Origin of the sequence: Pseudomonas sp. H26/SER47-MNA-CIBAN-0231 (genome assembly GCF_040310465.1) — a bacterium.
GTDB classification, from domain to species: Bacteria; Pseudomonadota; Gammaproteobacteria; order Pseudomonadales; family Pseudomonadaceae; genus Aquipseudomonas; species Aquipseudomonas atacamensis.
Window position 1 is genome coordinate 417,754 of record NZ_JBEOPW010000002.1, and the last position, 12,727, is coordinate 430,480.

Below are 12,727 nucleotides of genomic sequence, written 5' to 3' on the forward strand. Positions count from 1 at the left end.
TGCCGGGGTTTTTTTATGCCTGCAAAGCGGGCCGACCAAACCCAAGGGGTGCACCAAGTGGCAGACGAAAACCAGATTGATCTTGAAGACCCGGCAGTTCAGACCGCCATTGCTGCAGCTGTTGAGGCTGCGACCGTGGGCCTCAAGAACAAAAACACCGAGCTGCTTGGCTCGCTCCGGACTACCAAAACTGAACTGGACGGATTCAAGTCCCAGTTCGAAGGTTTGGATATCGCCGCCGTGAAAGGGCTGCTGACCAAAGTCGGCCAGGACGAAGAAACCAAGCTGATTGCCGAAGGCAAGCTGGACGAGGTCATCACCCGTCGTACTGAGCGCCTGCGCACCGATTACGACACCAAGCTGGCCGCCGAGAAAGCGCGCGCCGACAAGGCCGAGCAATTCGCTGCCAAGTACAGCGACAAAGTCTTGGCTGACTCCATCCGCGCTGCTGCCATCAAGGCCGGCGCGCTACCCGAGGCTGCCGAAGACATCATCTTGCGCGCCCGGGGCACTTTCAAACTCAGTGAAGACGGCGAGGCGATTGCCACCGACCGTGACGGCGAGGTCGTTTACGGGAAGGACGGGAAAACCCCGCTGTCGCCGCTCGAATGGGCGGAGTCGCTGCGTGAAACAGCAACACACCTGTGGCCAAGGGCTCAGGGTGCCGGTCCGACCGGCGATCAAGGTGGCAAGGCCACGAAAAAATGGGGCGAGTACACGGAAACCGAGCGCGCTGCGATCGCCCGTGACAACCCCGAGCTGTTCAAGAAAATCCAGGCCACCAAAGGAACCTAATTCATGGCAACTACCCAACTGACCGACATTTTTGTCGGTGACTACTACGCCTCGCTGGAGCCGGTAAATAGCCCGGAAAAAACCGCTGTCTACGAGTCTGGCATTGTGACCCGCTCGCCCGTTCTGGACGCTATCGCTTCCGGCAGCCAAGGCACCGCCGAGATCAGCTACTGGCAGGATCTCAACGCTGATGAAGCCCCGAACATCAGCAACGATGACCCGAACGACCAGGGCGAAGTCGGCAAGGTTACTCAGGACAGCATGCGTGCTCGCGTCCTGTACCTCAACAAAGGTTATGGCGTAGCCGACCTGACCGCCGAACTGGCGAACAGCGAGCCTCAGCAGCAGATCCGCAACCGCTTCGGCACCTACTGGACTCGCCAGTGGCAGCGTTACGCTCTTGGCGCAGCGCGCGGCATCATCGCTTCGAACATTGCCAACAACGGCGGTGACATGGTGATTGACGCCGGCGCGGCCATCAGCGCGAACGCGTTTCAGGATGCCGCTTTCACTGCCGGCGATGCGGCCGACCAGTTCGGCGCGATCGGCGTGCACTCGGTGGTGATGAACCAGATGGTCAAGCAGGACCTCATCGAGTATCTGCGCGATTCCGACGGCAAGATCATCCTGGCCACGTATCTGGGTAAGCCGGTGTTCATGGACGATGGCCTGGTGTACGGCGCTGGCAAGTACCTGTCGGTGTTCTTCGGCCAAGGCGCGTTCGGCTACGGCGAAGGCTCGCCGAAGGTGCCGGTGGAGATCGAGCGCAAACCGGGCGGCGGTAATGGCGGTGGTGCTGAGGTGCTGTGGGAGCGGAAGACCTACATTCTTCAGCCTGCCGGCTTCAGCTGGAAAGGCTCCGAAGCTCAGAACCTCAGCCCGACCGCGACCCAGTATGCCGCTGCTGCGAACTGGGAACGCGTGTTCAGCCGCAAGCAGGTCCCATTTGCCGCCGTCATCAGCGGTACCACCACGCCGTAATCCGGCTTTCACTTACCCTGGCGTCCGCAAGGGCGCCGGACTGCATTGAGGTGACTCATGAAAGTTATCTACACGGACAAACCGGGCAAAGAGCGCGGCGCTTGCTACCGCCTGCTGAGCGAATTCTTTGGCGTCATTGGCACTGCCACTGAGGTGGTTATCGAGGGTGATGCGCCTGAAATTTACGATGCATACGAAGCGGCGGGCATCAAAGTTTCGGATGGCAAGGAGCCTGAAAATGCCGAAACCGACCCTCTGAAAATGAAGGTGCCGGAGCTGAAAGAGTGGCTGACGGCGAAGGGCATCGCCTTCGACCCAGCCGCCAAGAAAGAAGACCTGCAGGCCCTGGTGCCAGCGGAATAAGGACAAGCACATGACCGACTTCATCACCGTTGCCGATGTTGACGCTTCGCTGGGTCCTGGCTGGGCCGGCACCGGTGATCCGGTCCTTGCTGTGACCATGGCTAACGCCTGGCTCACGGGCAAGATCAAGCGGGTTGTTCCAGATCCGGTTCCTAACGAGATCAAGACAGCCGGCGCCCAGGTCGCCAAAGAAGCGGCAGCGGGCAAGTTGTACACGGCCACTCAGAAGGAAGTGCAGAGCAAGACGGTTTCGGCTCAGTCCGGCACGTCTGTGAGCAAGACCTACGTGGCCGGATCTACTGATCAGTCGGCGGGTGTGAACTTCGCCCTGGCGCTGCTGGAGCCTTGGATCAAGCGCTCCGGCGTGATGATGCTGAAAAGGATCTGATCATGAGTATGCGCGAAGAGATTCAGGCCGAAATGGCTGAGGCGTTCGACGATCCTGACGGCCTCGCTGACGCGGTCCAGCCGGTGACCGGTGTGCGTAAGGTCGCGGGCGAGTATGACCCCGACCTGGGGGGCGCGACGCCGGAAACCACCATCACTTACATGGGGCGCGGCGTCTTGGGCAGCTACCTGTCCAAGGAAATCGACGGCTCACTGATCCAAACCACCGACAAAAAGCTTCTGTTGCTGCAAAACGAGCTGTTCGTGTCAGAGGCCGGTGTGCCGACAACGGTGCCAGCTACCCCGGCCATCGGCGATATCGTCAATGGGTTGCGGGTGATGAACGTGTCTGCGGACCCTGCTGATGCAACGTGGACGGCGCAACTGAGGAAATGACATGGCCGCTCAATCCGGCAGCTTCGCCCTGAGCTTGGCCGAGTTCGCCGCGCAAACCAGCGAAGCGATCGATGCCAGTGTGCGCGAGATCATCATCGAGGTCGGCAGCAGCCTGATCCGCATGTCTCCCGTGGGCAACCCGGAGATCTGGGCACAGAACGCAGTTGCCTCCGAGTACAACAAGGCTGTCGACGAACACAACGCCGCGCTGCGCAGCGATCCGGCCAACCTGACCAAAGGGGGCAGGCTCAAGAAAGGCCGCAAGCTCAACGACGGCATGGACATCAAGGCGCCAGAAGGCTACGTCGGCGGCCGGTTCCGTGCGAACTGGCACATCTCGCTTGGCGTAGTGGAAAACGTCACCTTTGACGAGGTAGACCCGAGCGGCGCCGAAACCACGGCCGCGCTGGTCGCTGCAATGAGCGACTTCACTGCTGGCCAAATGGCCTACATCATCAACAACTTGCCCTATGCGATCCCGCTGGAGTTCGGCCATTCGACCCAGGCGCCCGGAGGCATGGTTCGGGTAACCGTGGCTCGCTTCCAGCAAATCGTGTTGGAGGCCATCAGGAACAACCAGGTATGAGTCACGCCATCATCGCCTCAATCTACGAGGCAAAGCTGATCGCTTGGAACAATGCCAGGCCGGAGAAGCAAAAAATCGTTTTTGAGAACATGCCCTACACACCCACAGCGGGCGAGACTTACCTGCGGGCGTTCACCATCCCGGGCGACACGGCCAGCAACACGCTCGGCGGAGACCACCGGCTGTATACCGGCGTGTTCCAGGTCAGCATTATTTGCCCGGCCGGCACCGGTAAGGCAAAAACCAACCCTATTGCCGCCGAGATCATCGCGTTATTTCCACTTTATGTGCGTGACGAAAAAAATGGTTTCGTAGTTACGCCCATGACACCTGTAGACGTCGGCCCAGGCATCACAGGCGATTCAACCTACACCGTCCCGCTGTCGTTCTCATACCGGTCCGACACCACGCCATAACCCGCCCGTTGGGCAAATCCTGAACCCGCCTCCGAGCGGGTTATGTCATTTCTGCAAAGAGGAAAACCCATGTCTGTTTACTTCCCCAACGGGGCGACGCTTTCGATTTCCAGCGGATTCGCCGCTGCCAAGCTGATTTCGGCAATCAGCAACGCCAACCCAGGCGTCGCTACCAGTGCCGCAAATGGCTTTGCCAATGGCGACATCCTTCTGATCACCTCCGGTTGGGAGGACATCAACGAGCGCGCGGTGCGTGTATCCAACGCGGCGGCAGGCGCATTCACCCTTGAAGGCATCGACACGTCCAACGTGGCTTTCTTTCCCGATGGCATCAGCGGCGGTACCGCCAAGAAAGTGACCGGCTGGGTAGCCGTCAACCAGGTGATCGGCAACTCCATGTCCGGCGGCGAGCAGCAATACTGGACTTACGCGCCGCTCGAAGCGCGGCGTGACAAGCAGATCCCGACCACCAAAAATGCGCAGGCGTTCGCTTTCCAGCTGGCTGACGATGACAGCCTGGCCTGGTATGAAGAACTGGATAAGGCCGATCGAGAGAAGGAAGTGCGCATCTTGCGTATGTCGCTGCCCAACGGCAAAACGATCTATTACGCCGGTTATGCATCCTTCAACAAAACTCCGACGCTGGTGCGCAACGAAGGTGCGGCCGTTTCCTTTGGCTTCACCATCAACGCTGAGATCACCGCCTATCGTGCGCCGGTTGCTGCTGGCGGCGGGGCCTGATCATGGCGAAGTTCAAGATTGCGCAAGCGCCAACATTCACCGGTGCGGTGATGGTCCCGGTAGTTGGCCAGGATCCGGTGAAGGTGGAATTCATTTTCAAGTATCGGGACCGGATTGAGCTGGCGGCGCTGTTTGATGGGTGGAACCTACGGCACAAGGAAGCTCTTGAGCAGTTCGGCGACAAGCCTACGATGTCTCAAATCGTTGCGGTCGACACCGAAAACCAAGTGCAGCAGATCAAGGATCTGGTTGTTGGCTGGGAGTTCGATGACAAGTTCGACGACGAGGGCATCAAGGCGCTGGTGACGTCTTGCCACGGTGCAACCGAGGCCGTGGTAAATGCCTACCAAGCGGCCTACGCCAAGGCCCGCACGGGAAACTGATTCGCGCCGCCCGCGCCATGTATGAGCCCCCTCCGAATGCGGAGCAACTTGCCGCATTCGGGTTGGATGCAGAGGACATCGAAGAGGAATTCGAAGTTTGGCCGTGCCTTTGGCCAGCCTTCCTCCTGTTCAACAGGATGTCCACTCAGTGGCGTGCAGGCACCGGCGGCGCTATCGGTCTCGACTACAGCAGCATCCGCGATGTGGCCGGATTCCTCGGCATCAAGAAAAAGAAACTCGCCGCGATCTTTCCTGACCTGCAGGTGTTGGAAGGCGAAGCCCTGCGCGTCATGGCGGAGGAAAGGGAAAACAGCCCGTAAACGCGGGCGTCAATACAAGGTGAGTCGATGAACATTGCAGAACTCGGCGTCAAGATCGACTCGGCCGACGCTATTCAGGCCAAAACCAGCCTGGATGAAATGGCGAAGGCCGGCGGCCGCGCCGAGCAGTCCGCCGTTTCGTTGATGAACGAAATGCAGGCGCTGGAGAAATCGCTCTCTACCAACGCCAAGACCACGCAGGATCTCGCAAAACAGCGGGAAGCATTGGCGAAGCTGACCAAGACCGGCGCCTATGGCGAGGCTGAGGCCGCCAAGATTTCTGCGCAGCTCGACAAGCAGCAGGTGGCGCTGGCCAAGTCGGCCATGGATGAACAGAAGGCACTGAATAGCCTGCTGGGGGCCATTGACCCGGCCCGCGCTGCACTGGCGAAGCTGGATACTCAGGTCGAGCAACTGGGCAAACACTTGGATGCCGGCCGGATCAGCCAGGACGAGTACAACACCGCCCTGGGCAAGATCGACAAGGACTACGACAAGCTCAACAAAACTACCTCCGGCTTCGAAAAGTTGCGGCTCGGCTCGCGCCAGGCGCAGGAAAACGTCGTGCAGCTGGGGAATGCGCTGTCTTCGGGAGACTGGGGTAGCGGTGTTCGCGCAGTCGCGCAATTGGGTGCCGGTGCGGGCGAGGGTGCGGCGGGGCTGCTCGCAATTCTTGGTCCGCTTGCGCTCGCCACCGCTGCGGTGGGTGGGCTGGCATACGCCTTTTACAAGGGCAGCGAAGAGCAGGACAGCTACAACAAATCGTTAATCCTCACCGGCAATTACGCCGGTGTGAGCGCCGGGCAATTGGGCGACATGGCCCGTCAGGTCAGCGCAACCGTTGGCACCACTGGCCAAGCAGCAGCCGTGCTGGCTTTGCTTGCCGACAATGGCAAGATCGCCGGCGAGAGCTTTACCGGCATCACTCAAGCCGCGGTGTCGATGCAGGAAGCGACCGGCAAGGCCGTTAGCGAGACTGTCGCGGAGTTCGCCAAGCTCGCCGACGACCCGGTCAAGGCATCTGCTGCGCTGAATGAGCGATACCACTATCTCACCGCGTCGGTTTACTCGCAGATCACCGCACTGGAGAAGCAGGGCGACCATGCCGGCGCCGTGAAGCTGGCTACTGAGTCGTTCGCCGATGCGATCAACGAGCGCACGCCGCGGATCCTCGAGAATCTGAGCTTTTGGGAGAGGGGATACAACGCAGTTGCTCGCGCTGCTGATGGATTGAAGAATATCGGGCGCAGCGATATCGGTGCTGATATCGAGCAAGCCCGCCGTGACTTGGCGGGCGCTCAAGCGGGCGACGTAGGCCTGTTCCAGAACAAGCAAGAGATGATCGATCTCTATCAAAATCGCCTCAACATGCTGGAGGATCAACAGGCTGCAGAAGCCGATATCGCCAAGTGGCAAGGTGAGCAGGCAAAGGCCCAAGGTGATGCCGTCTCATCCATGGCGAAGGTCGACGCTCTCACCAAGTCGGCGTGGACGAATGAGCAGAAACGTAACGACGCGATCAAGGAGTACAAGCGGCAACTCGAAGACATCCGCGAGTTAGCGCCGAACGATCCTCGCCTGAATCAGGCGGCGATCGACAAGAACCTGGCAAACATCAACGACCAGTTCAAGGATTCAAAAACGGCCAGTTCACAGGTCGATCTGACCAGCTTCAACAACGCCAAAAACAACCTGGTAGCCATCAGCGCTGAATACAAAAACGCTCAAAAGGAATTGGACGCAGCGCAGAAGGCTGGACTCGTTTCCCAAGCCGACTACGCCCTGAAGCGTGAAGCGCTGATCGGCAACGAGCGCGACGAAGTGACCGCAGCCTACGAGGCTGAGATCGCTGCGCTGGAAGCCGCTAAGGCGAAAAAGACCACATCTGCCGCGCAAAGCATCCAGCTGGATCAGAAGATTGCCGATGCTCGCGCCGGCATGGTCAAGGCTCAAAAGGAAGCTGACAGCCAGCTCGAAGTGCTCGCTACCAGCGAAGTCGGAAGGCTGGCGAAGCAGGAGCGAGCGATATCCTCCTACGTTCAGGCCTTGGGACAGCAGCAACGGGCATTGGAACTGGCAGGACAGCGGGCGGTAGTCGGCGTTGGCCAGGGTGATCGGCAGAACGCACTGAACGGCGAACTGAACAGCCAGCAAGATCGGTTCGCTCAGCAATCGCTCGAGCTGGAAAATCAGCGATCTGACCCATCCCGCAACATGTCGGAAGAGGAGTTCTCTCGGAAGTCGCAGGCGCTCGCGGATGCGAACAAGGCCGCAACCGATCAGATCCGGCAAAACTACGCAGATGTTGAGAAAGCTCAAGGGGACTGGACCAAGGGCGCAACGTCGGCCTGGGCCAATTACCTGGACTCGGCGAGCAACATCGCCGGCCAGACGAAAACCCTGCTCGGCAACGCCTTCAGCTCCATGGAAGACGCAGTCGTCAACTTTGCCATGACCGGGAAGCTGTCGTTTGCTGACTTCACCAAGTCGATTCTGGCGGATATGGCGCGCATCGCGACGCGTCAGGCCAGTTCGGCATTGCTGAGCAGCCTCGTCGGTGCTGCCACCAGTTACTTCACCGGCGGTAGTGGCGGCAATGGGCTGGCGGCTGGGTCTGCGGGCGCTACGTCCTCCAATCTCGGCGCCTCCTCGGCGGGCTATTCCAGCAGCTACTTTCCGCAGGCGCTCGGCGGTGCCTGGTCATCGGGTGTGCAGATGTTTGCCAACGGCGGCGCTTTCACCAACAGCATCGTCAGCACGCCGACAGCTTTCGACATGGCCGGCGGCAGGGCGGGCGTGATGGGGGAGGCGGGACCGGAGGCGATCATGCCACTTACCCGGACTTCCAGCGGCAAGCTGGGCGTTCTCGCTGCTGGTGGCGGTTCCGGGACTACGATCAGCATCAGTGCGCCGGTCACGGTGGTAACTGAGGACCGTGGATCTGAAGGCATGCAGATTGACCAGCAAGCGCTATCGAAAAATCTTCAATCGCAAATGCAGGCCGTGGCCGAGAAAGCCGTCGCTGACTCTTGGCGAGCGGGCGGCACCAGCTTTCGTAATGCCAATGGGAGGGCCTGATGGCCATCGAAAAATTCACCTGGCCAACCGAGCGCGGTGAGACACCCGAAATCACCTATCGGGTGCGCACCTCTAAATTCGGTGGCGGATACACGCAGAGCGTTGGCGACGGCCCGAACAACAAGGAGGACTCGTATCCGATCACCTGCTCCGGTCGAAAGGCCAAGGTGCTGGAGATCATGGGGTTCCTTGACCGGCACGGTGGCGCAAAGGCGTTTCTGTGGACAACGCCGCTCGGCGAACTTGGGCTGTTCACCTGCAAAAATCCCGCTCCTACACCAATGGGCGGCGGGGTCTTCAAACTCACCGCCACGTTCGAGCGGGCATTCCAACCATAAGGGGCAACCATGCCGCTGATCAGTGACATCCAGGTGCTTGAGCCTGGCAGCGAAGTGCTGCTCTTTGAATTGGACGGCACGGAGTACGGCGCGGACATCCTGCGCTTCCACGGGCACGCGATACCGCACACGCCGGCCGAGTTGATTGCCGCCGGCGCCGATGCTGACCAGCTGCCGGCCAAAGCGATTTACTGGCAGGGCAACGAGTACAGCGCCTGGCCGATGCAGATCGACGGCATCGAGGCGAACGGCGACGGCACGGCGGTCCGGCCAACATTGTCGGTGGGCAACGTAAACGGGCGCATCACTGCGCTCTGTCTGGCATTCGAGGACTTGCTCGAGTTCAAGCTGACGATGCGGCACACGCTCGGCTCCTACCTCGACGCGGCGAACTTCCCGGCCGGCAACCCAACTGCCGATCCTACCCAAGAGACGATTGAGGTCTGGTACATCGACCAGAAGACGAACGAGGACGGGGAGACGGTCAGCTGGGAGTTGGCCAGCCCGGGCGACGTCGGCAACGAGTCAATCGGACGGCAAGCCACAACGCTGTGCCACTGGTGCCTCACCGGTGGCTATCGCGGGCCGAACTGTGGCTACACCGGCCCTTACGTCACGAAGGACGGTGTCATCACCGACAACCCCGAACTGGACCAATGTGACGCTACGCTGGGCAAGGGCTGCATCCCGCGCTTCGGCGAAGGCAACCCACTGCCGTTTGGTGGCTTCCCGGCTGTTTCCCTGATCGCACGGAGCTGACATGCGCAAACACATTTTGAGCGCGATCCAGGAACACGCTGCCGCCGAACACCCGAAAGAGTGCTGCGGGCTTTTGCTGGCGATCGGTCGCAAGCAGCAATACTTCCCCTGCATCAATGTCTCGACCGAGCCGAACGAAGAATTCAGGATTGATCCCGAGGAATACGCGGCGGCCGAAGATGTAGGTGAAGTGATCGGCGTGGTGCATTCGCATCCAGATGCCACTAGCAGGCCGTCACCGCGCGACCTCGCCATGTGCGAAGCAACGGCGATGCCTTGGCACATCCTGAGTTGGCCGGAAGGAGACCTGCGCACCATCGTACCAACCGGCGAAATACCGCTGCTCAAGCGGCCATTCGTACACGGAGCCTGGGACTGCTGGCAGGTCTGCGCAGACTGGTACAAACGCGAGTGGGGGCTGGAGTTCGAAGCGTTCAAACGCGCCGATGGCTGGTGGGAAAGCAAGGACAACACCAGCCTCTACGAAGCGAACTACGAGGCCGCCGGGTTCTATCGTGTCGACCAGCCGCAGCGCGGCGACATGATCGTGATGGAGGTGGGGCGCACGGTTTACCCTAACCACGCAGGGATCTTTCTCGGCACCGATCCGGCGCTGCCCGGTGAGGATGCGGCGACCTTCGGCCCCGGGCCGTTCCTGCTGCACCATCTGTACGGCAGACCGTCAGAAGTCATTGTTTTCGGTGGGCCGTGGCTTGATCGAACCCGCATAATCCTAAGAAATAAAGGCTTGGTTAACAGTTATAAAATGTGACAGTGAGAGCGATGATTTTGAGATCAGTCACTCGCTTGGATTTTGTGGCGAAGCGTCCAGTGTCGCATCGCGTTTAGTGATGGTAGATTACGTCGCAAAATGGAGGGAAGTTCATGGTTGTTGCGCAGCCGAAGACGAAGGCAGCTGAGCTCGCAGAGCGGGTGAACGCTATGTGGTCGAAGCTAGTCGAAACTGGCGTATTAGATGATTTCGATTGGCACTCTCTGCGTCGTGAACTTGAAAAATCTGAAAAAAACCCGGAGCTAAGGTCTGACTCCTATCTCTTAAGGGCAGTTGTTTATAGTTTTAAGCAAGATATTGATAGCGTTGAACGAATGCTGAACTTACATGCCGGTGTCTTGGGTAAGACGTGGAATTGGTATGCCGTAAGGGCAGGAATTGGACCCTCTATTAGCAACCTTTCATATGTGCTGGAGATGCTTTCTTTTGGTTATCCGAAGGACAATCCAACAGATTTGGTACGAGTGCTGGAGCCGGTCACCCAATTTGGGCTATTCAGCACGGCGAAAAATGTAGTAGCTCAATTTCATAAAATTGGTATTGCTGATGTGCAGCCTTTGACATCTGCTAACGTTGCCTACGCAATTGCAGCTGCTAATTACTTTGAAGCTCATGGGGTTGATGAGCGCGACGTCGCTCTTCGAATTAAGTGCGCATCCGAAATAGTCAGAAAACATTTTACAAGACTCAAAAACTTCCGACTGACAGCAAACGAGTGGGGCGTCTCATTCGAATATATTGTTGATGCGGAGATAGAATATCTTATTGATGTTGACTGGGAAATTACCGAGGCATTGTGCGTTATGTTTGATGATCCTCTTTCTGAGCATGTGACAATAGGGACGACTCCCGAAGATAAGGAGCTGTAATTGGCCGTTACAGATCAGGACTTTATGTTGTACGCAACGTTAGAGCTAGAAAGGGGCGTCGATGACGAGATCCTTCTTCGAAATGTCGGCAGCCGTGCCTATTACTCAGCTTTTCATCGAGCTCGTAGACTGCTCAGAGAGAAAAATCTAACCGTTGTGCAGGCACAAGATGCTGGCTCTCATAAAAGCATTACAGACACAATCGCTACTATTAGTCCAAAGGCAAAAGCTGTCGCGGTAACTCTGAATAAGTTAAAGCGGTACAGATGCAACTGCGATTATGACTTGGGGATGCAAATAGGGAGGCCTGAAACGCAGAAGCATCTCGCTGAAGTTATCAGGATAGTAGGGGTGATGGATAGAATCTGAAAGACTAAATAATTGTATTTTTATTTTTCTAGGTTTAAAGCCATATCTGTTTCTTCTGTTTAATTTTTGAAGCGTTAAATCGCCCGTATTTCACCGGAGTGACCGCATGAAATTGATCGTAGGTGCGTTAGCAGTAGCGCTGTTGGCGGGGTGTGCGACTTCGCCAGTGCCTTCAGGAAAGGCGGACCCTGTGCCGAGCTCGCTATTGTTCGCATATCAGAAGCCGGCTTCCGATGACGCTGTCTTGATCGTTACCCGTGATTCCGGCTTTGTTGGTGGTGGCTGCAATACTTCTGTGAGTATCGACGGGCGAAAAGCTGCCGAGATTGGTGCTGGTGAAACCGCAAAGTTCTACGTTGCCGCCGGTGAGCACATAGTCGGCGCATCATCATGCGGTAGTGGGCTGAAAGAGCGGGAAGCCAACATAAAGGCTGGTGCCACCAAGAAATTCAGGATATCCATCGACTCATCAATGAGCATGGACTTATCACCCACAATGCAATGACAAAGCCGCCTACGGGCGGTTTTTTTATGACCGGAGAAAGCCGTGGCAGTGACAGCGAGTAACAACCCAGCCATGACAACCATTCTTCTTTCAGGCCCGCTTATCAAGCTGTTTGGTCGAGTCCATCACCGAGAGCTTGGCAGCAAGTCAGTGGGCGAGGCATTCAAAGCGCTGAAGTGCACGATCGAAGGATTCGAAGGCGCTATTAAAGATCTTGAACGCAAAGGGATGCGTTTTGCGATTTTCAGAAACCGGAAAAACGTAGCTGAAAGAGATTTTGGTCTCGGCGGAACCCAAGAGATTCGCATCGTCCCAGTCATTTCCGGGAGCAAACGAGCAGGCCTGCTTCAGACGATCATTGGCGCAGTTCTGGTCGTGGCCGGCTCGTACTTCGGTCAGCCTTGGGCCGTGCAATTGGGTGCTGGGCTGGTGGCTGGTGGCGTCATTCAGATGCTCAGCCCTCAAGCGAAGGGCCTGAAGCAAAGCGCATCCCCCGAGAACTCCCCGTCCTACGCCTTCGGCAGCGCCAAGAACACCACGGCCAGCGGCAACCCGGTCCCGATCTGCATCGGTGAACGCCGGTGGGGCGGGATGATTATCTCGGCCTCGATCTTGGCTGAAGACAAAGCGTAATCAAGACAGCAGCAC

18 protein-coding genes are annotated in these 12,727 nt (G+C 58.1%); all 18 read left to right on the top strand.

Annotation, left to right across the window (positions count from 1 at the left end; translation table 11 throughout):
- Positions 1-57 precede the first annotated feature (57 nt).
- The 18 genes from AAEZ10_RS04740 to AAEZ10_RS04825 all read left to right on the top strand — a co-directional run bounded on the left by AAEZ10_RS04740 (position 58) and on the right by AAEZ10_RS04825 (position 12,712).
- The gene (locus AAEZ10_RS04740) at positions 58-795 is read left to right on the top strand and encodes a hypothetical protein (RefSeq protein ID WP_130927922.1); all 738 of its coding nucleotides are present in this window, start codon (positions 58-60) and stop codon (positions 793-795) included.
- A 3-nt stretch (positions 796-798) separates the two neighbouring features.
- The gene (locus AAEZ10_RS04745; RefSeq protein ID WP_016774007.1) at positions 799-1,776 is read left to right on the top strand and encodes a major capsid protein; all 978 of its coding nucleotides are present in this window, start codon (positions 799-801) and stop codon (positions 1,774-1,776) included.
- 57 nt (positions 1,777-1,833) lie between these two features.
- Positions 1,834-2,139, top strand: a complete 306-nt coding sequence (locus AAEZ10_RS04750; protein WP_130927921.1) for a HeH/LEM domain-containing protein — start codon at positions 1,834-1,836, stop codon at positions 2,137-2,139.
- Positions 2,140-2,149: 10 nt separating this feature from the next.
- Positions 2,150-2,527 (top strand): hypothetical protein, encoded by a 378-nt coding sequence (locus AAEZ10_RS04755; RefSeq protein ID WP_130927920.1) that lies wholly within the window; start codon positions 2,150-2,152, stop codon positions 2,525-2,527.
- A 2-nt stretch (positions 2,528-2,529) separates the two neighbouring features.
- On the top strand, positions 2,530-2,922 hold the full coding sequence (locus tag AAEZ10_RS04760) for a hypothetical protein (RefSeq protein WP_130927919.1): 393 nt from the start codon (positions 2,530-2,532) through the stop codon (positions 2,920-2,922).
- 1 nt (position 2,923) lies between these two features.
- Entirely contained in the window at positions 2,924-3,508 is a 585-nt protein-coding gene (locus AAEZ10_RS04765) for a hypothetical protein (protein ID WP_350568075.1), read from the top strand.
- Positions 3,505-3,924: a phage tail terminator-like protein gene (locus tag AAEZ10_RS04770; RefSeq protein ID WP_130927917.1), complete on the top strand. Its 420-nt coding sequence runs from the start codon at positions 3,505-3,507 to the stop codon at positions 3,922-3,924. Before AAEZ10_RS04765 ends, AAEZ10_RS04770 begins: the two co-directional genes overlap by 4 nt.
- 69 nt (positions 3,925-3,993) lie before the next feature.
- Positions 3,994-4,665, top strand: coding sequence for a phage tail protein (locus AAEZ10_RS04775; protein ID WP_056785418.1), 672 nt, complete (start codon positions 3,994-3,996; stop codon positions 4,663-4,665).
- 2 nt (positions 4,666-4,667) lie between these two features.
- A complete protein-coding gene (locus AAEZ10_RS04780; RefSeq protein ID WP_130927916.1) occupies positions 4,668-5,048 on the top strand; it encodes a phage tail assembly chaperone in 381 nt (126 codons plus the stop codon).
- 17 nt (positions 5,049-5,065) lie between these two features.
- Complete coding sequence (locus tag AAEZ10_RS04785) at positions 5,066-5,368, top strand: DUF1799 domain-containing protein (protein ID WP_252878053.1); 303 nt, start codon at positions 5,066-5,068, stop codon at positions 5,366-5,368.
- A 27-nt stretch (positions 5,369-5,395) separates the two neighbouring features.
- A complete protein-coding gene (locus AAEZ10_RS04790; protein ID WP_350568080.1) occupies positions 5,396-8,446 on the top strand; it encodes a phage tail tape measure protein in 3,051 nt (1,016 codons plus the stop codon).
- The gene (locus AAEZ10_RS04795; RefSeq protein ID WP_350568083.1) at positions 8,446-8,784 is read left to right on the top strand and encodes a phage tail protein; all 339 of its coding nucleotides are present in this window, start codon (positions 8,446-8,448) and stop codon (positions 8,782-8,784) included. Before AAEZ10_RS04790 ends, AAEZ10_RS04795 begins: the two co-directional genes overlap by 1 nt.
- A 9-nt stretch (positions 8,785-8,793) precedes the next feature.
- Positions 8,794-9,543, top strand: a complete 750-nt coding sequence (locus AAEZ10_RS04800) for a phage minor tail protein L (RefSeq protein WP_350568086.1) — start codon at positions 8,794-8,796, stop codon at positions 9,541-9,543.
- 1 nt (position 9,544) lies between these two features.
- A complete protein-coding gene (locus AAEZ10_RS04805; protein WP_350568089.1) occupies positions 9,545-10,315 on the top strand; it encodes a C40 family peptidase in 771 nt (256 codons plus the stop codon).
- A 113-nt stretch (positions 10,316-10,428) separates the two neighbouring features.
- Positions 10,429-11,205: a hypothetical protein gene (locus AAEZ10_RS04810; RefSeq protein ID WP_350568092.1), complete on the top strand. Its 777-nt coding sequence runs from the start codon at positions 10,429-10,431 to the stop codon at positions 11,203-11,205.
- Positions 11,206-11,574 carry a hypothetical protein gene (locus AAEZ10_RS04815; RefSeq protein WP_350568095.1) on the top strand — a complete coding sequence of 123 codons (369 nt, stop codon included), beginning with the start codon at positions 11,206-11,208 and terminating at the stop codon, positions 11,572-11,574.
- A 106-nt stretch (positions 11,575-11,680) separates the two neighbouring features.
- Positions 11,681-12,079: a YajG family lipoprotein gene (locus tag AAEZ10_RS04820; protein WP_350568098.1), complete on the top strand. Its 399-nt coding sequence runs from the start codon at positions 11,681-11,683 to the stop codon at positions 12,077-12,079.
- Between the two features lie 72 nt (positions 12,080-12,151).
- Positions 12,152-12,712: a tail assembly protein gene (locus AAEZ10_RS04825; protein WP_350568101.1), complete on the top strand. Its 561-nt coding sequence runs from the start codon at positions 12,152-12,154 to the stop codon at positions 12,710-12,712.
- Positions 12,713-12,727 lie beyond the last annotated feature (15 nt).